Source organism: Serratia sp. Nf2 (assembly GCF_003028435.1).
GTDB classification, from domain to species: Bacteria; Pseudomonadota; Gammaproteobacteria; order Enterobacterales; family Enterobacteriaceae; genus Serratia; species Serratia marcescens_L.
In genome coordinates this window covers 160,062-186,389 of sequence record NZ_PYTW01000009.1, presented here as the reverse complement: position 1 = coordinate 186,389, position 26,328 = coordinate 160,062, and the positions used below count along the sequence as shown (strand labels likewise).

At 58.3% G+C, this 26,328-nt stretch carries 20 protein-coding genes; 6 read left to right on the top strand and 14 right to left on the bottom strand.

The window, feature by feature from the left end:
* Positions 1-14: 14 nt before the first annotated feature.
* Positions 15-2,633 (bottom strand): aminopeptidase N, encoded by a 2,619-nt coding sequence (pepN, locus tag C9411_RS19555; RefSeq protein ID WP_107227725.1) that lies wholly within the window; start codon positions 2,631-2,633, stop codon positions 15-17.
* Between the two features lie 174 nt (positions 2,634-2,807).
* On the bottom strand, positions 2,808-2,945 hold the full coding sequence (locus C9411_RS25750; protein WP_154805958.1) for a hypothetical protein: 138 nt from the start codon (positions 2,943-2,945) through the stop codon (positions 2,808-2,810).
* Positions 2,946-2,968: 23 nt separating this feature from the next.
* Here C9411_RS25750 and C9411_RS19550 point away from each other — a divergent pair, with 23 nt between their 5' ends.
* The 5 genes from C9411_RS19550 (at position 2,969) to C9411_RS19530 (ending at position 10,608) form a co-directional block, all read left to right on the top strand.
* A complete protein-coding gene (locus C9411_RS19550) occupies positions 2,969-4,669 on the top strand; it encodes a GGDEF domain-containing protein (RefSeq protein WP_107227724.1) in 1,701 nt (566 codons plus the stop codon).
* 255 nt (positions 4,670-4,924) lie between these two features.
* Positions 4,925-6,130, top strand: coding sequence for a nicotinate phosphoribosyltransferase (gene pncB, locus C9411_RS19545; protein WP_049213672.1), 1,206 nt, complete (start codon positions 4,925-4,927; stop codon positions 6,128-6,130).
* Between the two features lie 213 nt (positions 6,131-6,343).
* Positions 6,344-7,744: an asparagine--tRNA ligase gene (gene asnS, locus C9411_RS19540; protein WP_063989437.1), complete on the top strand. Its 1,401-nt coding sequence runs from the start codon at positions 6,344-6,346 to the stop codon at positions 7,742-7,744.
* Positions 7,745-8,045: 301 nt separating this feature from the next.
* A complete protein-coding gene (gene ompC, locus C9411_RS19535) occupies positions 8,046-9,173 on the top strand; it encodes a porin OmpC (protein ID WP_063989436.1) in 1,128 nt (375 codons plus the stop codon).
* A gap of 244 nt (positions 9,174-9,417) precedes the next feature.
* On the top strand, positions 9,418-10,608 hold the full coding sequence (locus tag C9411_RS19530; protein WP_063989435.1) for an amino acid aminotransferase: 1,191 nt from the start codon (positions 9,418-9,420) through the stop codon (positions 10,606-10,608).
* Between the two features lie 77 nt (positions 10,609-10,685).
* On the opposite strand, the gene C9411_RS19525 is transcribed toward C9411_RS19530, so the two are convergent.
* The 7 genes from C9411_RS19525 to cmoM all read right to left on the bottom strand — a co-directional run bounded on the left by C9411_RS19525 (position 10,686) and on the right by cmoM (position 21,414).
* Positions 10,686-11,333 (bottom strand): MBL fold metallo-hydrolase, encoded by a 648-nt coding sequence (locus C9411_RS19525; protein ID WP_063989434.1) that lies wholly within the window; start codon positions 11,331-11,333, stop codon positions 10,686-10,688.
* Between the two features lie 64 nt (positions 11,334-11,397).
* Positions 11,398-11,946 (bottom strand): YcbK family protein, encoded by a 549-nt coding sequence (locus C9411_RS19520; RefSeq protein ID WP_025302289.1) that lies wholly within the window; start codon positions 11,944-11,946, stop codon positions 11,398-11,400.
* 180 nt (positions 11,947-12,126) lie between these two features.
* Positions 12,127-13,935, bottom strand: coding sequence for a L,D-transpeptidase (gene ldtD / locus C9411_RS19515; protein WP_074181186.1), 1,809 nt, complete (start codon positions 13,933-13,935; stop codon positions 12,127-12,129).
* Positions 13,936-14,155: 220 nt separating this feature from the next.
* Positions 14,156-18,604, bottom strand: coding sequence for a chromosome partition protein MukB (gene mukB, locus C9411_RS19510; protein WP_107227723.1), 4,449 nt, complete (start codon positions 18,602-18,604; stop codon positions 14,156-14,158).
* Entirely contained in the window at positions 18,601-19,329 is a 729-nt protein-coding gene (gene mukE, locus C9411_RS19505) for a chromosome partition protein MukE (protein WP_033637863.1), read from the bottom strand. The genes mukB and mukE overlap by 4 nt, the downstream gene beginning before the upstream one ends.
* Positions 19,310-20,632: a chromosome partition protein MukF gene (mukF, locus tag C9411_RS19500; protein ID WP_004928228.1), complete on the bottom strand. Its 1,323-nt coding sequence runs from the start codon at positions 20,630-20,632 to the stop codon at positions 19,310-19,312. The genes mukE and mukF overlap by 20 nt, the downstream gene beginning before the upstream one ends.
* Complete coding sequence (cmoM, locus tag C9411_RS19495) at positions 20,629-21,414, bottom strand: tRNA uridine 5-oxyacetic acid(34) methyltransferase CmoM (RefSeq protein WP_063989431.1); 786 nt, start codon at positions 21,412-21,414, stop codon at positions 20,629-20,631. Before cmoM ends, mukF begins: the two co-directional genes overlap by 4 nt.
* Before the next feature lie 152 nt (positions 21,415-21,566).
* Here cmoM and elyC point away from each other — a divergent pair, with 152 nt between their 5' ends.
* The gene (gene elyC / locus C9411_RS19490) at positions 21,567-22,340 is read left to right on the top strand and encodes an envelope biogenesis factor ElyC (protein WP_107227722.1); all 774 of its coding nucleotides are present in this window, start codon (positions 21,567-21,569) and stop codon (positions 22,338-22,340) included.
* Between the two features lie 7 nt (positions 22,341-22,347).
* Here elyC and C9411_RS19485 read toward each other — a convergent pair whose 3' ends face one another.
* The 5 genes from C9411_RS19485 to C9411_RS19465 all read right to left on the bottom strand — a co-directional run bounded on the left by C9411_RS19485 (position 22,348) and on the right by C9411_RS19465 (position 26,180).
* A complete protein-coding gene (locus tag C9411_RS19485) occupies positions 22,348-23,244 on the bottom strand; it encodes a YcbJ family phosphotransferase (RefSeq protein WP_063989429.1) in 897 nt (298 codons plus the stop codon).
* Positions 23,245-23,393: 149 nt separating this feature from the next.
* Entirely contained in the window at positions 23,394-24,143 is a 750-nt protein-coding gene (kdsB, locus tag C9411_RS19480; RefSeq protein WP_004928235.1) for a 3-deoxy-manno-octulosonate cytidylyltransferase, read from the bottom strand.
* Positions 24,140-24,322 carry a Trm112 family protein gene (locus C9411_RS19475; RefSeq protein ID WP_004928237.1) on the bottom strand — a complete coding sequence of 61 codons (183 nt, stop codon included), beginning with the start codon at positions 24,320-24,322 and terminating at the stop codon, positions 24,140-24,142. The genes kdsB and C9411_RS19475 overlap by 4 nt, the downstream gene beginning before the upstream one ends.
* Positions 24,323-24,618: 296 nt before the next feature.
* Entirely contained in the window at positions 24,619-25,845 is a 1,227-nt protein-coding gene (locus tag C9411_RS19470) for a winged helix-turn-helix domain-containing protein (protein ID WP_107227721.1), read from the bottom strand.
* A 113-nt stretch (positions 25,846-25,958) separates the two neighbouring features.
* Positions 25,959-26,180, bottom strand: a complete 222-nt coding sequence (locus C9411_RS19465; protein WP_004928241.1) for a cold-shock protein — start codon at positions 26,178-26,180, stop codon at positions 25,959-25,961.
* Positions 26,181-26,328 lie beyond the last annotated feature (148 nt).

The following is a 26,328-nucleotide window of genomic DNA, read 5'->3' as shown; positions in this document are numbered from 1 at the left end:
TCAGCGCGAAAAGATCAGGCGTCGAGCGCCTTGCTGATCTTCTCGTACAGATCGCCGGACAGATTTTCCAACCCTTTCAGCTGTTCCAGCGCCTTACGCATCAGCGCCTGGCGGCCCGCGTCGTAACGCTTCAGGCGAATCAGCGGTTCAATCAGGCGCGCGGCGATCTGCGGGTTGCGCTGGTTGAGATCGCTGAGGATCTCCGCCAGGAACTGATAGCCGCTGCCGTCCGCCGCATGGAACGCCGCCGGGTTGCCGGAAGCGAAGCCGCCGATCAACGAACGGGTGCGGTTCGGGTTGCTCAGGCTGAACGAACGGTGTTGCAACAGCGCGCGTACCTTGCTCAGCACGTCTGCCGCCGGGCTGCTGCCCTGCAGCACGAACCATTTGTCCATCACCAGGCCATCCTGATGCCAGCGCTCGTCGAACGCCGCCAGCAGCGCATCGCGACACGGCAGCTGGGCCGCGACCGCGGCAGACATCGCCGCCAGCGAGTCGGTCATGTTGTCCGCCTGGCGATACTGTTCGCTCACCAGTTGGTCAGCCAGCGCCACATCTTCGCCGAACGCCAGATAGCCCAGGCACACATTGCGCAAGGCGCGCTTGGCGATCTCGGCGTGCTCTACGCGGTAGCCGTCGGTCTTGTTGGCGTGATACACCGCCAGCCACTCATCGGCCAACTCCCGCGCCAGGCAGCGTACGATCGCTTCGTGCACCGCAGCGATCGCTTCCGGATCGATGGTGGTGAACAGCTCGGCGATTTCGTTCTCCGACGGCAGCGTCAGGATCTGCGCCGCCAGCGCCGGATCCAGTTTTTCGTCCAGCAGCACCGCGCGGAACGCATCGGCCACGTGCAGCGGCAGCGACAGCGGCTGCCTCTGCTGGTGCCGCGCCACGTTCAGCTTGATATAGGTCGCCAGCAGGCTCTGCGCCGCATCCCAACGCGCAAATTCATTGCGCGCGTGCTGCATCAGGAAGGTCAGCTGCTGATCGCTGTACGGATAGTCCAGCTTCACCGGTGCGGAGAATTCACGCAGCAGTGACGGCACCGGCTTGTGCGCCACGCCGTCGAACACGAAGGTCTGCTCCGCTTCGGTGACGTTCAGCACGTTGTTGACCGGCAGGCCGCCCTTTTGCAATGGAATGACGTTGCCTTCACTGTCGTACAGTTCGATATCCAGCGGGATATGCAGCGGCAACTTCTCCGGCTGATCGGCGGTCGGCGCGGTTTTCTGGCTGACATGCAGGCGATACTGCTGAGTTTCCGCGTCGTATTCGTCGCGCACCGTCAACAGCGGCGTGCCGGACTGGCTATACCAACGGCGGAAGCGCGACAGATCGACATTGGACGCGTCCTCCATCGCCTGCACGAAATCGTCGCAGGTAGCGGCGCTGCCGTCGTGGCGCTCAAAATAGAGCTGCATCCCTTTCTGGAAGTTCGCTTCCCCCAGCAAGGTATGCATCATGCGGATCACTTCGGAACCCTTTTCATACACCGTCAGGGTGTAGAAGTTGTTCATCTCGATCACTTTGTCCGGACGGATGGCGTGCGCCATCGGGCTGGCGTCTTCGGCGAACTGCGCGCCGCGCATCACGCGCACGTTATCGATGCGGTTGACCGAACGCGATCCCAGATCGGAACTGAACTCCTGATCGCGGAACACCGTCAGCCCCTCTTTCAGGCTGAGCTGGAACCAGTCGCGGCAGGTCACGCGGTTACCGGTCCAGTTATGGAAATATTCGTGGCCGATCACCGCTTCGATGTTCAGGTAGTCCTTGTCGGTGGCGGTTTCCGCCTTCGCCAGCACATATTTGGAGTTAAAGATATTTAACCCTTTGTTCTCCATCGCACCCATATTGAAGAAATCGACCGCCACAATCATATAAATGTCGAGATCGTATTCCAGGCCGAAGCGGGTCTCATCCCACTTCATCGAGTTCTTCAGCGAAGTCATCGCCCAGTCGGCGCGATCCAGGTTGCCACGATCGACGAACAGCTCCAGCGCGACCTTACGGCCGGAACGGGTGGTGAAGCTGTCGCGCAGCACGTCGAAGTCCCCCGCCACCAGCGCAAACAGGTAGCAAGGTTTCGGGAACGGATCCTGCCATTGCACCCAGTGGCGGCCATCGGCCAATTCGCCCTGGCCGATGCGGTTACCGTTCGACAGCAGGAACGGATAGCGCGCCTTGTCGGCCACGATGCGGGTGGTAAAGCGCGCCAGCACGTCCGGACGATCCTGGTAATAGGTAATGTGGTGGAAGCCCTCGGCTTCGCATTGCGTGCACAGCGCATCGCCGGACAGGTACAGCCCTTCCAGCGCGGTGTTTTTCGCTGGGTGAATGTCGTTGACGATGGTAAGAGTGAATTGTGCCGGCAACTCTTCGATGATCAGCTGGTTATCCTGCTGACGGTAGGCGCTCCACGGTTGCCCGTCGACCTGAATGCTCACCAGCGTCAGATCTTCGCCATCCAGCACCAGCGGGGCGCCGGCCGCGCCCTGACGTTTGATTTTACTGACGGCAGTCACGCGCGTGGTTTCCGCGTCCAGACTGAAGTCCAAATCGATATCGGTCGTGATGTAATCGGGCGCGCGATAATCGTGGCGGTATTTTGCCTGTGGCTGTTGTGTCATAAAAACCCTTAAACGTCTCAGTGAGTTATAGGTGCCAGGCCGCTTTTCTCCTTCGTACCGCAGGTGTGTTCCCCCTGCGGCGCGCGGCGGGCCTGAATTGTGAATAAACTGTATCACAGCTGGCCGAAAAGCCCAGAGCCGCCGGGCGACCACGAGAGAGAAATCAGAGGCAAATCATAAATCGCCCGCCAGGCGATAGCGCGGGTGACCAATGGCTAAATAAAAATCAGCATTTAATGCTAAAAAACCGCCATCGCGGCGCGCCGGCATAGTTGAGGCGACACCGGTGGCATGGTGGTATAATTGCGACATCAGGCTCAGGGATGACTCGCACTATGAAAATTAAATACGCAATCTATTTTTTTACCCTGTGCCTGATGACTTCCTTCTCGCTGTTCATCGTCGATGAGCTGCTCGAAGCCCATACCGACTACCGCGACAACCAGCTCAACCTGTACAAAATTGATCGCGCCAAAGAAATCTCCGAAGCCTTTCAGGCTGCGTTGCTGGCTCACCGCCTCAAACGATTGAGCCTGATCGATCCGCAAATCACCCGCGCCCAATGTTTGGCCGCCGATCGGGTGGCGCGCGAGAAAATCACCCGGATCCGCGAACATCTGGACGATGAAGTCGCCAGACAGCTCGGGGTTCGGCAAAAAATCGCTGCGCTGTCGATGATCGCTTTGATGAAACAACTGCTGGATAATGACAACCTGCAGCTTTCGCAGGTCAATAACACCAACGCCAATCTGTTCAACATCAATAGCGCCTATTACATCTCGCAAACCAGCAAGAGTTATTACCGTTACACCTACGATACCCGGATGGTGGATACCGACTCCTTTATGTTTCTCGAGGCCATCCGCCTCAATAACCGGCTGAATATGTCATTGACCGAATTGAGCGATCAGATTATCGACGTCAACGTCAGCCCGCTCGTTCGCAAAGACGCCTATCTGAAGTCCATTCAGCTGACCGGCGTGCTGAACGCGCTGAGCACCCGATTGATCTTCATGAAGATCAACTACGACGATGTACAAATCAACAACATCGTCAATCCGTTGCTCGCCCAAGTGTCCGCTGAGCGCCTCCAGCAGATTACCGATGGGCTGTACACCGCTATCGATACCCATAAGCCCTACCCCACAGCGCTTATTTCGGGCTATGTCAACGATGTGAGCGGGCTTTCGCAGGCGCTGTATCAACGCAGCTTCGAATTGGAAACTCTCGCCTCGCGCCACAAGATTTACGACAGCCAGACGACCATTTACGGCATGATCGCACTCGCCGGCCTGGTCGTGTTGCTGTTCATTTTGCCGGCGCTGGTGTTCTGCACCAGCATCAACCGCTGGCTGACCAAGACCCACAATAATATCGTGCGGCTGTCGCGCGGTGAGATGAATATCGATCGAAACGACGCCTTCTACAGCCAGGAATTGATCGCCATCAGCGACGCCATTCAGCAGCTCAGGCAATACCAGTTGGACAAGGTCTCGCTGGAAAGTGAGAAGCAACTGCTGATTAAAGAGCTCGAGGCCTCTTCCTTCCTCGATCCGCTCACCAATATTTACAACCGCCGTAAATTCTTCCTTGAATGTCAGCTGCTGGGCGACGGCAGCTACCCGCAGGCCTTTTGCCTGATCGACATCGACAACTTCAAACAGCTCAACGACAGCTACGGCCACGACGTGGGCGACCGGGCGCTGGTGGCCTTTGGCCACCTGCTGCAACGCGCGTTCCGCGCCAGCGACATTTTCTGCCGCTATGGCGGCGAAGAATTCGCGGTGCTGCTGGGCAACTGTTCGTTGGACAACGCGCGGGACATCATGGAGCAATTGCGCGCCCGCACTCATCGCCTCACGCTACATCTGGCCGACGGACGACAAGTGCGTTTCACCACCAGTTGCGGCATCGCGCCGGTCAACGCGTTCACCGCGCTGCAGGCGGCAATCAAACAGGCGGACGAAGCGCTCTATTTTTGCAAAAAGAACGGCAAGGATCGGGTCAGCGTGCATACCCAGGCCGGCTTTATCTGATTCGCTGTTTAAAATAATTAACATTATAATTTTTATGACTAATTAGGCTAAGTCATTCACCTTACAGGCATATCTGGCTTTTTTTCTTCCCCGTCGCCATCAGGCCGCCATAAAGGCACGTTTAATCCTCGACCCGCTTTGGTGATTTATGGTGTGATGCAGCTTCAATAACAGGATAATCCGGGTATACTCCACCCCCACTTTTATGATTATCCGGATTTGGACACGCGCCTGACGAGGATGCTGTAACGCGCTATGACTCAATACGCTTCCCCGATTTTGACATCACTGCTTGATACCGATGCTTATAAGCTTCATATGCAGCAAGCAGTGTTCCATCGCTATCCCGCGATCAGCGTGGCGGCGGAATTCCGCTGCCGCGGCGACGAACTGCTGGGCGAATATGCCGACGAGATCCGCGCGCAGGTGGCGCTGATGAGCCGGCTGGCGCTGACCGATGCCGAATTCGCTTATCTTTCGGGCCTGCCCTTCTTCCGTCAAGATTACCTGAACTGGCTGCGAACGTTCCGCTACGATCCGCAGCAGGTCACTATCGACAATCGCGACGGCAAGCTGCAAATCCGCATCGCCGGCCCCTGGCGTGAAGTGATCATGTGGGAAGTGCCGTTGCTGGCAGTGATCAGCGAAGTGGTGCACCGTCGGCGCTCTCCGCTGGCGACGCCGGAACAGGCGGTGGCACACCTGCAAACCAAGCTGGCGCAGTTCAAGACGTTGGCGGGCGATCTGGATCTTTCGCGCTTCAAGCTGATGGACTTCGGCACCCGTCGCCGTTTCTCTCAAGGCGTGCAACAGGCCATTGTCAGCACCTTGCAGGCCGAATTCCCGTACCTGTCGGGCACCAGCAATTACGATCTGGCGCACCAACTGGGCCTGGCGCCGGTCGGCACTCAGGCGCATGAGTGGTTCCAGGCGCATCAGCAAATAAGCCCGGTGCTGGCCAACAGCCAGCGCGCCGCATTGCAAGCCTGGTTGGATGAATACCCGGACCAGCTTGGCATCGCGCTCACCGACTGCATCACCATGGATGCCTTCCTGCGCGACTTCGGCCCGCAGTTCGCCGAGCGTTATCAGGGGCTGCGCCATGATTCGGGCGATCCCGTCGAGTGGGGTGAAAAAGCCATTGCCCACTATCAGAAACTGGGCATAGACCCAATGAGCAAAACGCTGGTGTTCTCGGACAACCTGGATCTGGAAAAAGCGCTGGCGCTCTATCGCCATTTCTACCAGCGCATCAATCTCGGCTTCGGCATCGGCACGCGCCTGACCTGCGATATTCCCGGCGTCAAACCGCTGAATATCGTGATCAAGCTGGTCGAGTGCAAAGGCAAGCCGGTGGCCAAGCTCTCCGACAGCCCCGGCAAAACCATTTGTCAGGATCAGGCGTTCGTCAGAGCCCTGCGCAAGGCCTTCGATCTGCCGCTGGTGAAGAAAGCCAGCTGAGCCTTCTATATATAGAGAGAAAGCCGGCCCGGTCCACGCGTCGGCTTTTTTGTTTTTATCCCGACCGCCCTCTTTTCAGCCAGCCACGATAAATGTTGCGCCAATCCGATGATTTCTGCTTGTGCTCTGCACCGCGGCAAGTAACATAGCCATTACCCCCATATTCTTGGGTTGTAAGCTATTTCTAAACCAAATTATTAAAGAGAGAAATCTATGAGCGTAGTGCCTGTAGTCGACGTACTGCAAGGTCGTGCTGCGGTTGACAGTGAAGTCACCGTACGCGGCTGGGTACGTACCCGGAGAGATTCAAAAGCTGGTATCTCCTTCCTGGCCGTCTATGACGGTTCCTGCTTTGATCCGTTACAGGCCGTCGTTAATAATTCTCTGCCGAATTATCAGGATGAAGTGCTGCACCTGACCACCGGCTGTTCGATTGAAGTTACCGGCAAGGTCGTCGCCTCACCGGGAGAAGGCCAGAGCTTCGAACTGCAGGCCACCGCGATCAAAGTGGTCGGCTGGGTCGACGATCCGGACACCTATCCGATGGCGGCCAAACGTCACAGCATCGAATACCTGCGCGAAGTGGCCCACCTGCGCCCACGCACCAACCTGATCGGCGCCGTGGCGCGCGTGCGCCATACCCTGGCGCAGGCGATCCACCGCTTCTTCCATGAAAATGGCTATTTCTGGGTCTCTACCCCGCTGATCACCGCCTCCGACACTGAAGGCGCCGGCGAGATGTTCCGCGTGTCCACGCTGGATCTGGAAAACCTGCCGCGCACCGACAAGGGCGCCGTCGATTTCAGCCAGGACTTCTTCGGTAAGGAAGCCTTCCTCACCGTATCCGGCCAGCTGAACGGCGAAACCTACGCCTGTGCGCTGTCCAAGGTATACACCTTCGGCCCAACCTTCCGCGCTGAAAACTCCAACACCAGCCGCCATTTGGCGGAATTCTGGATGATCGAGCCGGAAGTGGCCTTCGCGACGCTGGACGATGTCGCCGGCCTGGCCGAAAGCATGCTGAAGTATGTGTTCCAGGCGGTGCTGGATGAACGAGCAGACGATCTGAAATTCTTCGCCGAGCGCGTGGATAAAGACGCAATCTCTCGTCTGGAGCGCTTCGTCTCTTCCGATTTCGCTCAGGTGGACTACACCGACGCCATTGAGATCCTGCTGGCCTCGGGCCAAACCTTCGAAAACCCGGTTTCCTGGGGCATCGATCTCTCTTCCGAACATGAGCGTTATCTGGCGGAGAAACACTTCCAGGCACCGGTGGTGGTGAAAAACTACCCGAAAGACATCAAAGCATTCTATATGCGTATGAACGAAGACGGCAAAACCGTTGCAGCCATGGACGTACTGGCGCCGGGCATCGGTGAAATCATCGGGGGTTCTCAGCGTGAAGAACGTCTCGACGTGCTCGATCAACGTCTGGAAGAGATGGGTCTGAATAAAGAAGACTACTGGTGGTATCGCGATCTGCGCCGTTACGGTACCGTGCCGCATTCCGGTTTCGGCCTGGGCTTTGAACGTTTAATCGCCTATGTCACCGGCGTGCAAAACGTGCGCGATGTAATCCCGTTCCCACGCACACCACGTAACGCAAGCTTCTAATTCATACGATCAAACGTTTTTTAAACGATTTCGTTACAAAACAAAGGCCAGCCTCGCTGGCCTTTCGCATTTTTTAATATTGACGCACGTCACAAAGTTCCCGAAAAATTACATTTGGTTACACATACTTTCCTTTTGCAACCTGATTGGGACATTGGTATCATTTTCGTCCTAGATTAACCCGCCTGTGAATGGAACACTGCGTTCAGACACAGGACGACACCAATCTATCAACAATAGTTCCCAAAGAATTATTGGCGGCAGTGGCAAAGGTGTCCGAATAACACCAATGAGGGTAATAATGATGAAGCGCAACATTCTTGCAGTGGTTATCCCGGCTCTGTTGGCTGCTGGTGCAGCAAACGCAGCTGAAATCTACAACAAAGACGGCAACAAGCTGGATCTGTACGGCAAAGTTGACGGTCTGCACTACTTCTCCGACGACAAAGGTAACGACGGCGATCAGACCTATGTTCGTTTCGGCTTCAAAGGTGAAACTCAGATTACTGACCAACTGACCGGTTACGGCCAGTGGGAATACAACGTCCAGGCTAACCACTCCGAGTCTCAGGGCACCGAAGGCACCAAAACCCGTCTGGGCTTCGCTGGTCTGAAATTCGCTGACTACGGCTCCTTCGACTACGGCCGTAACTACGGCGTACTGTACGACGTAGAAGGCTGGACCGATATGCTGCCAGAGTTCGGTGGCGATACTTACACCTACTCCGACAACTTCATGACCGGCCGTACCAACGGCGTTGCGACTTATCGTAACAACAACTTCTTCGGTCTGGTTGACGGTCTGAACTTCGCTCTGCAATACCAGGGCAAAAACCAGAACGACGGTCGTAACGTTAAGAAACAAAACGGCGACGGCTGGGGTATCTCCTCTACTTATGACATCGGCGAAGGCGTAAGCTTCGGCGCTGCATACGCTTCTTCCAACCGTACCGACGACCAGAAACTGCGTTCCAACGAGCGTGGCGACAAGGCTGACGCATGGACCGTGGGCGCGAAATACGACGCCAACAACGTTTACCTGGCGGCAATGTACGCAGAAACCCGTAACATGACTCCGTTCGGCGGCGGCAACTTCGGTGCTGGCTGTGCAGCTACCGATGACAAGTGCGGTGGCTTCGCGAGCAAAACTCAGAACTTCGAAGTGACTGCTCAGTACCAGTTCGACTTCGGTCTGCGTCCAGAAGTGTCTTACCTGCAGTCTAAAGGTAAAAACCTGAACGTCCCAGGCGTAAGTTCTGACCAAGATCTGGTTAAATATGTTTCTGTTGGTACCACTTACTACTTCAACAAAAACATGTCCACCTACGTTGATTACAAAATCAACCTGCTGGATGACAACGAGTTCACCAAAGCAACCGGCACCGCTACCGACGATATCGTCGCTGTTGGTCTGGTGTACCAGTTCTAAGTTGTCTCGCTTAACGGCGGTTTACCGTCGGCTAAGTTAAAAAACAGGGCTTCGGCCCTGTTTTTGTTTGTGTCAGCCGGTAACTTTTTATCCTGCCGATTTCTCCTTCCCCATCATTTTTTCTGCCTAATACTCCCCCTTCACAAGATCGCGGTGTTTTTGTCGCAAACGGTTGGCAAAGCCGATAACTGGCGTTACCCTGATGCTTCTGTCTGCTTAACTCCGAGATTTGGAAGCACCTGACATGTTTGAAAAAATCACCGCCGCACCCGCCGACCCGATCCTGGGCCTGACCGACATTTTCCGCGCCGACGCCCGCCCGAATAAAATCAATTTAGGGATTGGCGTTTATAAAGACGAAACCGGTAAAACCCCGGTGCTGACCAGCGTAAAAAAAGCTGAGCAGTATCTGCTGGAAAATGAGACCACCAAAAACTATCTCGGTATTGAAGGCATCCCGGCGTTCGCCAGTTGCACGCAAGCGCTGCTGTTCGGTAAAGAGAGCCCGATCGTCGCCGATCGTCGCGCGCGCACCGCACAGACGCCAGGCGGCACCGGCGGCCTGCGCGTGGCGGCAGACTTCATCGCTAACCAGACCAGCGCCAAACGCATCTGGATCAGCAACCCAAGTTGGCCGAACCACAAGAACGTCTTTAGCGCCGTGGGCCTGGAAGTGCTGGAATACGCCTACTACGACGCCACCAACCACGCGTTGGATTTCGACGGCCTGCTGAACAGCCTGAAACTGGCCCAGGCCGGTGATGTCGTGCTGTTCCACGGCTGCTGCCATAACCCGACCGGTATCGATCCAACGGCGGAGCAGTGGGCACAACTGGCTGAGCTTTCCGTGGCCAATGGCTGGCTGCCACTGTTCGACTTCGCCTACCAGGGCTTCGCCAACGGTCTGGAAGAGGATGCGCAGGGCCTGCGTATTTTCGCCGCCAAACATCAAGAGCTGATCGTCGCCAGCTCCTACTCGAAAAACTTCGGTCTGTACAATGAGCGCGTCGGCGCTTGCACCATTGTGGCTGCCGATGCCGAAACCGCCGATCGCGCCTTCAGCCAGGTGAAAGCGGCGATTCGCGCCAACTACTCCAACCCGCCGTCGCACGGCGCGGCCGTGGTCGCCACCATTCTGGGCAACGACGCTCTGCGCGCAATGTGGGAACAGGAGCTGACCGACATGCGCCAGCGTATTCACCGCATGCGTCAGCTGTTCGTGAACACCCTGCAGGAGAAAGGCGCGCAACAGGACTTCAGCTTCATTATCCAGCAGAACGGCATGTTCTCGTTCAGCGGCCTGACCAAAGAACAGGTGCTGCGTCTGCGCGAAGAGTTCGGCGTATACGCCGTGAACTCGGGCCGGGTGAACGTGGCCGGCATGACGCCGGACAACATGGCGCCGCTATGTGAAGCCATCGTCGCCGTGCTCTAAAAGCATCGACGCAGGCCATAAATCATAAAAAAAGGGCGCTCTATGCGCCCTTGATTATTTCTGCCGGGAAATAATCGCTACCACACCGCCGGCTCTTCGCGCAGGAACGGGTTGGTCTGGCGCTCGTGGCCAAAGGTCGACATCGGGCCGTGGCCAGGAATAAAGCGCATATCGTCGCCCAACGGCAGCAGCTTGGTGCGAATAGAGGTAATCAGTGCCTGATGGTCACCGCGCGGGAAGTCGCTGCGCCCCACGCCACCGTTAAACAGCACGTCGCCCACCAGCGCCAAACGCGCTTGCTCATTGATAAAGACGATGTGGCCCGGCGTATGCCCGGGGCAATGCAGCACCTTGAGCGTCATTTCGCCCACCTGCATCTCATCGCCTTCCGACAGCCAGCGAGTCGGCGTCAGCGGCGCGCACTCTTCCAGCCCGAACATCCGGCTCTGCGCCGGCAAACCATCCAGCCAAAACGCGTCTTCTTTATCCGGGCCGTAGATTGGCACCTGATAATGGTCCGCCAGCTCCGCCGCCGCACCGACGTGATCCAAATGGCCGTGCGTCAGCAAAATTTGGGTGATCGCCACCCCCTGCTGCGCGACTTCCGCTTTGATTTTTTCCGCTTCACCGCCGGGATCGACCAACGCCGCCTGCTGCGTGTTTTCGCACCAGATCAGGCTGCAATTCTGGCTAAAGGCGGTAACGGGAATAAGATGGTATTTCATAAGGCTCCAACGACAATAACGCCGCTTCCGCAAGGGGCGGCGTTATTCACTGACGGCACAGCGATTACCAAGTCCGAACCGGGCCGGTATCGATGTGTACGAAGTTGCTACGTGGGTAATATCCTACACCACCGGCGCGCATTTTTAACGCCGCTTTGCGGATATTACTCAATTGGATGCCTTCGATGTGGAAGTCCATCGCCTGGCCCTTGGTGTGGTAGCTGTGCTTGGCCACGCCGCGGCTGTGTGCGCGCAATTCGTTGTTGGTATCTACGGAGCGGTAACCGGAGATCAGCTGCACCGGCTTGCTGGTGCCCAGCAGCCCCTGCAGACGATAAAGGTGATCAAACAAGCGGGGATCGATCGATTTAACCTTGTTGGCGCGATAATCGCGGAACAGATGATTTAACCGCACCAACTCTTCTTTATTGTACCCTTTGCCGTCAAAGAACTCGGCTTTAATAGATTCACCGGTATTCAGGTTATTCAGCACTAAAATACGCGGTCGAGCGGTGGAAAGACTGGCAAACGCCTGCCCAGGGAGCAGCGCTATGCCCATAGCAGCGCCACCTAGCGCCAGCCATTTACGGCGGTGATGATCAATTTTGTCCATGACTCTGTTAAACCCGGCAAGAATGTCAAAATAAATGCACAAAGCAGCGCACTGTCCGAACCATAACCGCCTGCGTATGCTGAGTCAACCCGCGATACGCCTAGGTTTACAGGCCCCCGGCGACGGGAGCCTGCGGTATAGCCAAACATTCTGACCGTTATTTATTTATAATTACTGCATTTACTGCATTAATTTTTTGGCCTGAGCCAAAATTTGTGCGCCCGATCGCACCGTATTATCATAATTGTAAATATCTGTACGGAATTGCGGTTGGCCGTCATCCGAAACCCAGGCGGTCAGATAATACAGTTTTACGGGAATGCGCTGGCGAATATTCACATAAGTGGTATTCCCCTCTTTCAGCGTGGAAGACACGCGGCTGTTGTTCCAGCCGGCGTCCTGCAGCAGCATATTCGCCAAATCGGAAGCCTTATTCACCCGCACGCAGCCGGAGCTGAGCGCGCGGATGTCTTTCTGGAACAGGCTGTGGTTCGGGGTATCGTGCAGGTAGATGGCGTCCGAGCTCGGCATATTGAACTTGAAGCGCCCCAGCGAGTTGGTCGCTCCCGGCGCCTGACGGACGCGATACGGGAAGTTGCGCGCAGAAACCATGCTCCAGTCGATCATCGCCGGGTTGATCACTTCCGCATCGTTGCTCCAGCCCGACAGTACCGTATAGCCGTGTTTCTGGAAGTAGTTACCGTCACGCATCGCTTTCGGCACAATGTCCTCACGCACCAGGGTAGTCGGCACGTTCCACGGCGGGTTGACCACCACGTTGTTCAACGCGCTGCTCATCAGCGGCGTCTTACGACTCGGCCGCCCGACGATAACGCGGGAAGACAGCACCTCATTGCCGTTCTGGTAGTAGGTCAGCGAATAGTTGGGAATGTTCACCATAATGCCGGTGCCGACATGCCCCGGTAAAATTCGCAGGCGTTGGATATTCAACGCCAACAGCGCGGCGCGGGTTTTCGGTGACACGTTGAGCCACTCGCGGGTGCGCACGCCGATCACGCCGTCCGCCGTCAGCCCCTGCCATTTCTGGAAGCGCTTGACGCCTTCCACCAGCTCGTCGGTATAGAGGTTGTCGCTCACCACGCTGCCAATCTGCGGCGGCGTCTGTTCCGCGGTCAGCTCCGTCACCGGCGCCGCCGATGGGCTGACCGTCACGCGGCTTTTCTCTTCGTCTACCGTCAGCCCGCCGTCGTCGGGCTCATTGATCTTCGCCGAGACCACCGCCGGTTCCGCTTCCGCTTCCGGCGCCGAGGCGGCCAGCATACCGGTGCGCGTCAGGATCTCACGCAGCGCCGGGATATCATTGCTCATTTGGCCTGGACGCAGGCTCGGTCCGCTGCCCACCTGGGGCCAGGGACGATTGTCCGCCAGCATGTCGCGCAGTGCCTGATGCATCTTGGCATATTGCGGATGCTGCGGCGCGAGCGAATTCACGTAGCTCAGAGTACGCGCCTGACGCACCGCCAGCTGCCATTGGTTGATCACCGCGGTGGGCGGCAAGCCAAGCTTGTAGGGAATATTGCTGTACAGCCAGTTGTTGCCGTTGGCACCGATGGCGGAGACGAACTGCAAATAGCCCAGCATCGCATCGGACAGCACCGCATCGCGGCCCGCTTCACTGAGCGCCGGATCGGTCAACATCTTCACCCATTGGGTGAACTGCGGCTGCACGCCGGACATCGCCAGCTCGGCCAACTGCTGCTGAAACTGCTGAACGGCCTCGCGATCCTGCCACATCGGCTGCATGTGGTTCGCCGCATACAGCGGCGCCAGCGTGGACAGGTAGTGCAAATCCATGCCACGCGGCAACGCGGCCAGCAGTTCAGAACGGCTCTGCGCAACGGACATGCCTGCTGATGCCACCGGCAATGCCGTGACGGTGGCCGATGCGGAAAACGACGACACAAGACTACAGGCGATAGCGCCACTCAGCGCCAAACGTCGTAGAGAGTTTCCCTTTTTAAGCAACATCCCTTGCCCCCTGTATGCTCACAAAAAAAACGTCAAAAACTGCATATAGTTTCAGTATACAAACAGAAAGGCCGTTTCGCCCTGCGGGCGTCGAATAACTGTTTATGTGATTAAACTAACCGCTTTTCAACGGATAAAAAAGCAGGACTATCATCCACGCATACAAAAAAATAGCCACCCTGCGGCGGCTATTTTCGGATTTTTAGGGCGTTTTTCTGCCTTACGGCGTTTCAACCGGCGCAGTGCCCAGCGCCGGTGGCTCGCCGGCGAAACCGCGCAGCCCCACCACGTGCACATGCTCGTGGTTCTGGAACACCTTGCGCACCAGTTTATAGGTGGTGCCCTTCTCCGGACTGATGTTTTCCGGCGCCGCGATGATCAGCTGCATCTCCAGACGATCGCACAGTTCGAACAGCGTGGCGATCGACTTGGCATCCAAACGCGCCGCTTCATCGAGGAACAGCAGGCGGCACGGCGAGATGTCTTTACCGCGCAGGCGGCGGGATTCTTCTTCCCAGCTCTGCACCACCATCACCAGGATTGACATCCCGGTACCGATGGCTTCACCGGTAGACAACGCGCCGCTTTCCGCACGCAGCCAGCCATCGGAGCCACGGTACACTTCCACTTCCATCTCCAGGTAGTTGCGGTAATCCAGCAACTCCTCACCGATGGTCTGCGGCGTGCGCTGCCCCATGTCGATCTGCGGGTTCAGGCGCTGATACAGTTTGGCCAACGCTTCGGAGAAGGTCAGGCGGTTGCTGTTGAACAGATCCTGATGTTGCTCCTGCTGCTCGGAGAGCACGTCCAGCAGGGTGGCATGCGCTTCGCGCACATTGACGTTCAGCCGTACGCTCTTCACCTGGCCGAAGGAAACGGCCTGCAGCCCCTGATTCAACATGCGAATGCGGTTCTGCTCGCGCTGAATGGTTTTGCGAATGATGTTGGCCACGCTTTTCGAACTGATCGCCAGCTTCTGTTCACGCGCGGTCAGCTCTTCGGTCAGACGGCCCAGCTCAATTTCCATCTGCTCGATGGCCTCGACCGGATCGTCGGTACGGATGATGTCCTGACGGATACGTTCGCGCAGATGCTGGTAGACCGCGATATAGAACTGAATCTTACGCTCCGGCCGCTTCGGATCTTCCGACAGGCGCAGCACGTCGCGCAGGTGTTCGTTGTCCGCCACGGCCAGACGCAGCGCGCCGAGCGCCTTATCCGACATCGAACGCAGTTCGTCGCCATCCATATACGCCAGCTCGCGGCGATGCAGGCGGCGTTCCACGCCGTTGTCTTTCACCAGGCGCATTACCGCACACCAGCCCGCCTTGGCGGTCACCACCTGCTCGCGCAGCTGATGATAATCGCGTTCCAGCTTGCGCAGTTTCTTCTGCAGGCCGTCCATTTCGGCTTCGCAGAAGGTCAGCTGTTTCTCCAACTGATTGCGGCGAGCGCGGTTGTTGCTTAGCGCCGCATGCAGCTCGTCGCGACGCGCGCGGGCGCGCGCTTCGGCGTTGGCGTCGGCCTGCACGCCGATGTCCACCAGCTCCTGGCTCAGCTCTTTCAGCATGTCGCGCTTGGCGTCATACGAACTTTTCAGCGAGGCCAGCACCTGGCTGTACTGGGTGAACTGGGTTTGATACTGACGCAGCTGCTCGCGGGCGCGGGCGCGTTCGGCTTCCGCCTGCTCCAGGCGCTGGCGCAGCTTGTCGTTGAGATCGTTGTTGGCATTCTGCATGCCGGCAGAGTCGGTGTAGCTGAAGTGCGCGCGACGCTGCACCACTTCAGTCAGCGCGAACGCCTGCTGTTTAGCCTGACGCTGCACGCTTTGCGCCTGCGCGTAGTCCTGCTGCAACTGTTCATGCTGCTGCGGATCGCTCTGCAGCACCGACAGCAGCGGTTCCAGCTTGGTCAGCGACACACCGTGCTGCTGAATATGACGCGCGGCGTCCTGCGCTTCTTCCAACTCTTCGCGGATCTCGTCGACGCGGTCCTGCAACGTTTCATCGTTCAGCAACGACACCAGCGGCATCAGGCGGTTGAGCGCGGAAATGCCCTCTTTGGCCTGATCGTACTGCTGACGCTGCTGCTGGTTCTGCGCTTCATGATTGTTCAGCGCGCGTTCGATCTCGCCACGACGGGCGTTCAGGCCGCGGATCTCCGCTTCCGGGTCGGCGTCGAACGCCACCGCCAGATGGGTACCGATAAAGCGGCTGAAAGCCTGGTGAGAGCGTTGGGTTTTCTGCACGTCGAACGACAGCGTGGCATAGCGCTCCGCCAGCGTTTCACGCTCGGCATGCAGCACTTCCAAGCGGTTTTCGCGCGCCGCGCGGCCGAACAACGGCACTTCCGGGTAGCGGGAATAACGCCACTGGCGATCGGCGATCTTCACCACCACCGCTTTGTCCTGCTCTTCGACGGCGAACACGCTGTCATCGAACGACTGCGGATCCCCTTCGATCAGGTACAGATCTTCCGGGCAATCTTCCAGCCCTTCGAGCATCTCGCGCACCAGCGACAGATCCGGCACCACGATAGCGTGGCGCGAAGGGCCGTACAGCGCCGAGAAGTAAGGCGCGTCGTCGATGGTGACGTCATCGTAAATTTCCGACAGCAGCACGCCGCCGAAACGTTCGGCCAGCGTGACCAGGCGCTGATCTTCCGCGCCGCCCGGCTGGCTGAGACGTTCGATCTGCGCTTCCACTTCACGTTTGCGGGCCGCCACTTCGTCGCGCTCGACGGTGGTTTCACGCTCGCGCTCCAGCAGTTGCTGCATGTATTCGGTCACCTGCTGGCTGTTTTCCAGCGGCTCTCCGCTCTGATCGCTGAGCTGGCCCAGGGCGTCCTGCGCCGCCAGCCACACCGGCGCGCGCGCCGTCAGCTCACGGATGCGCTGCTGGATCTGCTCCAGCTCCTGGCGCATCTCCATGCGGCGTTCACCGGCTTCGCTGACGTTCTGCGACAGCGCTTCCAGGCGCTCTTCCAGCTCCTGCTGCAGCATATCGAGATCGTCAGGCTGGTACTCTTGGCCATGGCGTTTGCAAAACTCTTGCAGCAGGCGCTCGGCATCCTGCTGCGAACGCAGGCGCTGTTCCAGTTCGCTCAGGCGCAGTCGCAGGGGCTGAACGCGCTCGGCGAGGTGTTGCTGCGAAGGCCAGTCGCGCAGCAATTCGCGCGCGCACTGCCAGGCTTCGCTGCGGCTGACCTGGCCGGCGATTTTCCCCACCAGCTGATAGGCCTGTTCAAACTGGCCATGCGCGGCGTCGGCCACGCTCAGCTTCTGTTCCAGCATCAGCAACGCTTCGGTCGCTTCCTGTTCGCGGGCCTGGAAGGTGTCCAGCCACTGTTCGGCGTTATCGGCGGTCAGATCCGGCAGTTGGCACAGGGCGCGTGCGCGCTCCAACGCCTGCAGCGCCTGTTGGTACTGAATGGCGCGGGTCTGCTGCACGTCGAGCGCCTGCTGGTAGTCGGCCAGTTGGCTCTTCAGTTCGTCCACTTCCAGCTCGGCCGCTTCGGCGCGCGCTTCGTTTTCGGCCTGTTGCTCGCTCGCCTCGGCCACCACTTCGTTCTGCTCTTCCAGACGGTAGGTCAGCTCTTCCAGATCGGCTTCATAGCGTTCGATCTTCTCCTGCTGACGCATCGCCGTTTGCACCAGATTCAGGTGGTCGCTGGCGGCCTGGTAATCGGTTTCCAGATCGGATTCGGCACCGCTCTGTTCGCTCAGCTCACGCGCCATTTCCACGTGGCGATACTGTTCGGCGGCCAGCTGCTTGCGGCTGCCCAACAGATCGCTGCGCAGCGCCAGCGCGCCGTCCAGGTGGATGCGGCGTTCGTTGGCGTGGCGCATATAGTCCGCCGCCACATAGGAAGTGGCCTCGGAGATCAGATGCTTGAACAAGTCGCGGTCCGACTGGGTGACGCGGATCGCCTCCAGCGTCATGCGGTTTTCGCGCAGCGCCGCTTCCATGTCCTGGAACGCCTTGCGCACGCCGCTGTTTTCCGGCAGCAGATAGTCGCGCAGCGAGCGGGTGATGGCACTTGAGATACCGCCGTACAGCGACGCTTCAATCAGACGGTAGAACTTGCTGCGATCGGCAGACGAACGCAGGCGTTTCGGGATCACGCCCAGATCGAACATCAGCGAGTGGTAATCGGTGATGGAGTTGAACTGCTTGAACTGCACGCCCTCCATCTCTTCCACGCGATCCTTCAGCTCCTGTAGCGACAGCACGCGCGCCTGGCGCTCACCCACGGTCTGGGTCAGCAGCTCGGTCGGCTGCACCGCGGTCGGCAGGCCCTGGATGGTGAAGGGTTTGATGTCGACCTTGCGATCGCGCCCCGCCACCTGCTGCAGACGTACGCCCACCACCACGCGCTGGTGGCGCGAGTTGACGACGTCGAGGGTCGAATAACACACACCGGCGCGCAGCTTGCCGTGCAGGCCTTTATCGCGCGAGCCGCTGGTGGCGCCCGCCTCGGTGGTGTTACGGAAGTGCAGCAGCGTCAGATCGGGGATCAGTGCAGTGACGAAGGCCGCCATGGTGGTGGATTTCCCTGCCCCGTTACCGCCGGACAGCGTGGTCACCAGCTCATCCAGATCAAAGGTGCGGGCGAAGAAGCCGTTCCAGTTAACCAGCGTCAGCGAGCGAAATTTACCGCGTTCAATCATTCCTGTTCATCCTCTGCACCGTCAGGAGCGTTATCAACCTGCTGATCCTCAGCCTCATTCTCATCGTTCAGCGACAGGCTGGTTTCAACCGGCATCGCCTCGCCGTCGCGAATCATGCGCAGCTGCGCTTCACGCGGATCGTCGCCGCTGCGCACGTCGGCGCCGAAACGGAACACCGCCTCGGTAATGCGGAACTTGCTGCTGTCATTGCCCATGAAGTAGACCATGCCGAGGCGGCGCAGGCGGTTCAGCGAGGTGCGCACCTTTTCGTGCAGCTTCTGCCGATCGAGATCCGAGCCGGTGGAGCGCTGGTTGACGAACTTCAGCAGCTTGTTCTCATCGGCCAGGCTCAGCAGCTCGTCGTACAGCTCCTGATGGCTGAAAATGCCCTCATGCGCCAGGCGCTCGGGGCTGAGATACAGGTAGCACAAGATTTTACCGACCATCATATCCAGTTCGGACAGCACCGAGCGCGGGATCAGCGTGGTGGAGCGCGGGCGCAAATAGAAGAAACCTTCCGGCGCCCGAATCAGCTCGACGCTGTAACGGGTGTAAAATTCTTCCAGCTCATCCTGGAAATCCATTAAAAAGGCGTGGTTGTCCAGCTCATCGATACCGATGTGACGACCCGCGCGCAGTTGGCTATCCAGCGCCGGGAACAGCGAGTTGGACAGTGCCTTGGCCAGTTTGACTGGCATTACTTGTTCAATATTTGTCGATGACATGGGCCTGGACCTTGGCTCCGTAATCATTGATTGCCTGCCATTCCGCCGGCAACCCTGAGAAATCTGCTTCAGCCACACCGAGGCGCACTGCCTGGTCGACCACTAAACGTGCCACGTCGAAATGACGCGCACGCGGATATTGCGCCAGATAATCGCGCATCACCGCTGCAAGGTTGAGCGGCATCTGCTGTTCCTGATACACCTTCAGCGCCTCTTCGATCATTGCCGCCAGCTGTTCGCGAATTTCGCTGAACTCTTCGAACTCCAGATCCGGCGGCAGTTCCCCGGTCACTTCCTCGCTGCGCAGCGCCAGTTCTTCGTCGCGCATGTCCAGCAGACGATCGGCATTGGCATGGGTCAGCGCCCACGGGTGGTCGAAATAGGTTTGCACCGACTGGCGCAGGCGTTGGGCGAACACGCGGTTTTTATCCATATCGATAGCGGTACGGATAAATTTATGTACGTGACGATCGTAACCGATCCACAGGTCGATCGCCTGCTGGCCCCAGCTGATGATGCGATCCAGCTTGCTTTGCAGATCGAACACCAGTTTGTCGACGAAGCCCAGCTCCACGTTGCCGAGGGTCGCATCCTGGATGCGCAGCAGGTTGGCCTGCAGCTTATCGCCCGCCGCATCCAGCGTATCCTGCAGCTCGCGCAGGGTGCCCGAGGTTTCCGACAGCAGCATTTCACAGCTGGAGATCGCCGCCCGCCAGTCTTTGCTCAGTAGCGCCGCAATGTCGTTTTTCACGCTCTGCTGCTGCTCGTCCATCACGCGTTGGGTCATGTCGATGCTGTCGAAAATTTCCGCCACCGAATATTTCAACGGCGCGAACACGTTGCGGTGCCAATGGAAATCGTCGCCGCCCTCGTCGGCGGCGTCGGCGGCGCGCTTGAGCTCCTGCGCCACGATCGACAGCTGCATCGACAGGCGCAGCGTGGAGAATTCGCGTTGGCGAATATAGTAATCGGTAATGCCGATACCCAGCGGCGTGAGGCGGTAAATCGCGTTGCCGTCCGCCAGTTCGCTGGTAAAGCGGTTCAACAGGCGCTGGCGCACCATGTCGTTGATCGCATTGTTGGCGCGCATCGCCACCGTTTCATGCGTCTGTTCAAAACCCTTGCTGACATGGCGAAATGCATCAACCAGCTCACCTTCGCTCATCTCGCCGTCCAGCCGTTCGCCGTTCAGGGTGGCGATGGCGAGCAGAAATGCGAGACGCTCCGTAGGGAGCGAAATAGAGAAATCATTTTTCCGTGCCCAGGCGACCAGTTCGGGTACTGTCTGGGAAAATTCACTCATAGTTCGTCCTTCAGGTTTGGTTTATGCGCCATGACGTGAATGTAGCGCCCCAAACTCACGTACGGCTCCTGCCGGCAATAGTGCTGTTCAAGCGCCAGTAACTCTTCAAATTTTTGTGTTTGCAGCTGTCTGCTCTGCAGATAGTCGTGGAACACCCGCACGCCGGTTTTGCCGCTGATACGCATGCCCAGCTGTTCCAGCCAACCGTAGACCAATAGCGGATCGTGCGGGTATTGCGGCGACAGCGAACGCTTGCGGCGGCGTCTGACCTCGGGCTCCACCAGTTGGAAATTACCCAACACCACGTTGCGCATCAAGAGGCCATTGGCGTTGAAGAACATCAGCGACAGCGCGCCGCCCGGCGTCAGGCAGTTATACAACGCCTGCAGCGCCGCTTCGGGCTCGGCGATCCATTCAAGCACTGCATGAAACAATATCAGATCAACCGGCTGTTCCAAATGTTGAGCGATATCCTGCGCAGAACTTTGTACGAATTGCATGTTCTGGCTCACACCTTTCTGCTCCGCCAGCTGCGCGGCGCGCTGGATCATCTCACCAGAAAGATCGCACAACAACACCTGATGTCCTAATTCTGCCAGCTGGCAGGCCATATGGCCTTCACCGCCCCCGGCGTCGAGGATGCGCAGCGGCCGCTGCGGCAACTGCGCCAGCAGCCCGGTCAGATCCTGCCAAACCACCGCCTGGCGGATTTTTCCTTTCGTGGTGCCGTAAATATTACGCGCAAATTTTTCAGCAATATCGTCAAAATTGCGATCCTGCATGGACAACGGCTCCGCTGAACTCATTATTGTCGGCGGCAAAGCGCACGCCTATTCAAACCTGCTATTTTGGCACAGACTGGCTTAGAATGTATCTTCTTGCGGCCTGTTTATGCCTGGATGCCGCTTTTTCACCCAAAAGGATCTGATTTTCGATGCTGTTCAACCTGAAAAAGTTCTTTGGCGCCCTGCTGATGCCGCTGCCGTTGTTGATGCTGCTGATGGGGTTGGCGCTGCTGCTGCTGTGGTTCACCCGCTGGCAAAAAAGCGGTAAGACGATTTTCACGCTGAGCTGGCTGTTTTTATTGCTTTTCAGCCTGCAACCGGTGGCCGACCGACTGCTGCGGCCGATCGAAGCCCAATACCAGACTTATCGCGGCAGCGATCCGGTCAGCTACATCGTGGTATTGGGCGGGGGCTATACCTACAATCCCGATTGGGCACCCAGCTCGAATTTGCTCGGCAACAGCCTGCCGCGCGTGACGGAAGGCGTGCGGCTTTACCTTGCACATCCCGGCGCCAGGATGGTGTTTACCGGCGCGTCCGCCGGAAGCATGCAAAGCAACGCCGCCACGGCGGCGCTGGTGGCCGAAAGCCTGGGCGTGCCGCGCAGCGATATGGTGATCCTGGGGGAACCGCGCGATACCGAGGAAGAAGCCGCTCAGGTCGCCAAGCTGGTCGGCGAGCAACCGTTCATTCTGGTGACCTCCGCCAACCATTTGCCACGCGCCATGCGCTTCTTCGAGGCGAAAGGCCTGCACCCGATCCCGGCGCCGGCCAACCAGTTGGCGATCGACTCGCCGCTCAATATCTGGGACCGCGCCACACCGTCGTCGATGTTCCTCGGCCATACCGAACGTGCCTGGTATGAAACGCTGGGCAGCCTGTGGCAATGGCTGAAAGGCGCGGATCGCGCCGGCGCAGAGTAAGGCCCGTTCAACCGGCCAGCCAGGGCAGCAGCTGTTGCGACGCATAGTCGAACGGCCGCCGCTCCAGCTTGCCGGTATGAACCAAACGCCCTACCGCTTCCCACACCACATACAGCCAGCGCCGCGCCAGGAAAGCGTCAGCGACCGGCGCGCGCTGCAGATAGCGGAACAGGAGCTGGCTGGGCATACCCGCCTCGCACAGGCGGAAAAGATCGTATTCGCGCGGCGCCCACAGCACCACGCCGGGATTGAGCATCGCCAACAGCTGATCGCTTTTGGGATCCTTCAGCATGCTGCGCAGCGACAGATTACCGTGCACCAGAACACAGGGATCGTCGAAGCCGACGAAGAAATGGGTCAGCGCTTCGCGCGTGCGGTACAGCAAACGCCGATCCGCCATGGTCAGCTGCGGGGTAGTGAGATTGACTACCGTCGCCCACAGCACTTCGACCCGCTGTTGATACCAGCAAAACCAGTCGTTCTCCTGCGTGCTGTCAACGCTGCCGACGCTGCCGTGGCTGTCGATGCGGTGCCAGGCCAATACCCCGTCGACGATCTGCTCCATCAGCATGTTCCAGCGATCCGGCGAACGCGTTGGCGCTTCGGCCGACACGCCGCGCAGGCGCTCGATCAGCAGGATTTCCGTATACGGCGCCTGGTGGGTGCACACCACGCCGTACACCGTAGGCAGCCGAATATCCCCGTCGCGCGCCAGCATCGACAGCTTGTAAGCCTCCTGCTGGGCGATACCCTGACAGATAAAGCTTTTCGCCATCAGCGGGATCGCGTTGCCCTGCCGATCGTACAGCGAATACATATGCGCATAAGGCTGCTCGCTCACCCGCTCCAGCCGGCTGATGGACTCACCCAACACAATGCTCAGTTCAGCGCGTAACTGCTCCATAAGGCATTCACCTCAGGCTAATAAGGGGATACGTAACATCATCGAACGGTGAGCGGAAAAATTCTTCAACGCAGATCAACAAAACGGGGAACAATCATGGGGGGTGTTGCATCGTCGGCGCGTTGCGCGGCGCGCCGACGAACTCAGGCTCAGGGTTGGATGCTGTCGCGCACGCGCTGGAGATCTTCCGGCGTATCGACCCCCACGCTCGGGATCGCTTTCGCGACCGCCACGTGGATTTTTTCACCGTACCACAGCACGCGCAGCTGTTCCAACAGCTCGATCTGCTCCAGCTGGCTCGGCGCCCAGCTGACGTAGCGGCGCACAAAGCCGGCGCGGTACGCGTAGATGCCGATATGACGCAGCAGGCTGTCGCCGATGCTCTCTTTCGACGCGGCGAAACGCTCGCGATCCCACGGAATGGTGGCGCGTGAGAAATAGAGCGCGTAGCCCTGAGCGTCCATCACGACCTTCACCGCGTTGGGGTTGAAAGCCTCTTCGGCGCTCTCGATCGGCACCGCCAGCGTCGCCATACCGGCCTGGCTGCCCGCCAGGTTCTCCGCCACCTGACGCACGATCACCGGTGGGATCAGCGGTTCGTCGCCCTGCACGTTAACGATAATCTGATCGTCGGCAAAGCCGTAGTGCGCGATCACTTCCGCCAGACGTTCGGTGCCGGAATGGTGATCCGGGCTGGTCATGCACACTTCGCCGCCGGCGGCTTCCACCGCTTTGGCGACTTCAGGATGATCGGTCGCCACGATGACGCGGCTGGCGCCGGACTCGCGGGCGCGCTCCATCACGTGTACCACCATCGGCTTGCCGTGAATATCGGCCAGCGGTTTACCCGGCAAACGGGTCGAGGCGTAGCGGGCGGGAATTATAGCGATAAAACTCATGCGTGCTTCTCATCCAGCGACAGCGCGCGCGCTTCATTTTCCAACAGCACCGGAATGCCGTCGCGCAGCGGGTAAGCCAATCCGTCCGCTTTGCACACCAGTTCCTGGTTTTCTTTATTGAAATAGAGTTTGCCGTTGCATACCGGGCAGGCAACGATTTCGAGTAAACGGTGGTCCATGCATCCTCCGTAAGGGGATAGGTCATCTGGGAAAGGCTGTGAGGATAGCATAACGCCCGGCCTCAGGTTAATCACCGGTGGCACCAACCCACCGATATTTCCTCACCGCGCGGGGGCAACCGCTTGAACTGGGGCGCATCCCGGCGTAGAATTTTGTGATACAAATCACAAAAAGGCCGTAATACGTGATCAAACGTCTGCATAAAATCATCGCTCTGTTCGCTAACTTCAGCCACTGAGCCCCTTTGTAACGAGCGGCGCTGAACTTCGTTTTACCCCATCGACGGCGTCGCTCGTTATCCCACTTCCCAGCCGTCCCCCCATTCTGCGGCCAACGCCGCCGGAATGTCGCCCAGCGCAACGCGTTGCGCACCGTGCCATTTGGCCGTACGCGCGATGGCCAGCCGGATATCCTGGGACCGCTGTTGGCCGAAGCGCACCCGCGGCTCCGCATGGAAGCTGATGATCTCAAACACTCCCTGGCGGCGGTGCGCCTTGGCGTCAATACGCCCCACCAGCTCACCGCGATGCAGCACCGGCAAGGTGAAGTAGCCATAGCGACGTTTTTCTTTCGGCGTATAACATTCCAGCCGATAGTCAAAGTTGAACAGCTCGAGCGCCCGACGCCGATCCCAAACCACGGGATCAAAAGGCGACAGCAGGCTGGTGACCGTCGATTTCAGTTTGCCCTGCTCCGCCAACGGCAGCAGTTCCGCCAGTGATTCATGCACATAGAACGGCCCTTCCAGCCCCTCTACCTGCAGCGGCGTAATCTCCCCCTGCTCCTGCAGCTCTACCAGCAAGGCTTTTGGCGCCACGCGTTTCAGCCGATAGTAGTCCGCCAACCACTCGGCGCGAAAAATGCCCAGATAGCGGCAGGTGCGGCGCAGCATCTGCCTGCGCGCCTGCTCCACAGGCAGCGTATGGCGCGCATCGTCCCAGGCCGGCAACAGCCTTTCGGTCAGATCGTAAACCCGGTGGAAGTTGCGACGCTCGGCCACCATCAGCTTGCCGGCAGTAAACAGGATCTCCAGGTGTCGTTTCTCCGGTTTCCAGTCCCACCATCCGCTGTTGCCCTTTTTCTCGGCGCTGAAATCGGCGGAGCGCACCGGCCCCTGTTGTTCGATGTGCCGCAGCAGGCTGTCCATCGCCGCCTGGTGTTGCTGCACCCAGTCGGCGGAATATTTCCAGCCCATATCATGAGGCGCCAGCATGCGGTGCCGCAGCAGACCAAAATCCTCGATCGGCAGGAAACAGGCTTCGTGCGCCCAATACTCGAACAGCTTGCGGCCGGCGAGCGCCTGCTCCAGCCATTCCGGCTGATAGGCCCCCAAACGGCTGAACAACACCAGATACGGGCTGCGGGCGACGACGCTAATGGTATCGATTTGTAACAGCCCCATGCGCTGGATCGCGTTCACGACGTCATCGGGCCGAGCCTGGCGCTTAAGCGGAGAAAGCAGCCCCTGAGCGGCAAGGTGCAGCGCGCGAGCGGCGGTAAGGGAAATTATCGGGGTGGTCATCCTGATATCCGTGGCAAGTAGGCAATGGCCTGATAATAGTGGATATCGAGAGATTTATCTTCGCCAGTGCTTGCGGGTGGCGACACCGGCACTGGCGAGGAAGGAGGATGCGATCAGAACGCGATAACGTCTGCCGCGGACAGCCCATGTGAGCTGCGATAGATCGAGAACTCTACGTTCTGACCTTCGTTCAACGACTTATTTTTGGTGTTGGCGATAGCGTTGCGATTGACATAGATTTCGTCGCTGCCATCTACCGGTGAAATAAAACCATAGCCTTCGGCCTGATTAAACCATTTCACGCGGCCCATTTTTAACACAGTATTTTTAAACATAACTTATATCCTTTTACTTGAGCATCCTTGACAACGTCATTTTTTATATTGTCTGGACGCTACCAGCCCATCCTAAAGTTTTTCGTAACAAACCTCTCGTGAGCAAAAAATAAAAAAACCCGCACGAAGGCGGGCTTGTTGAACTTAA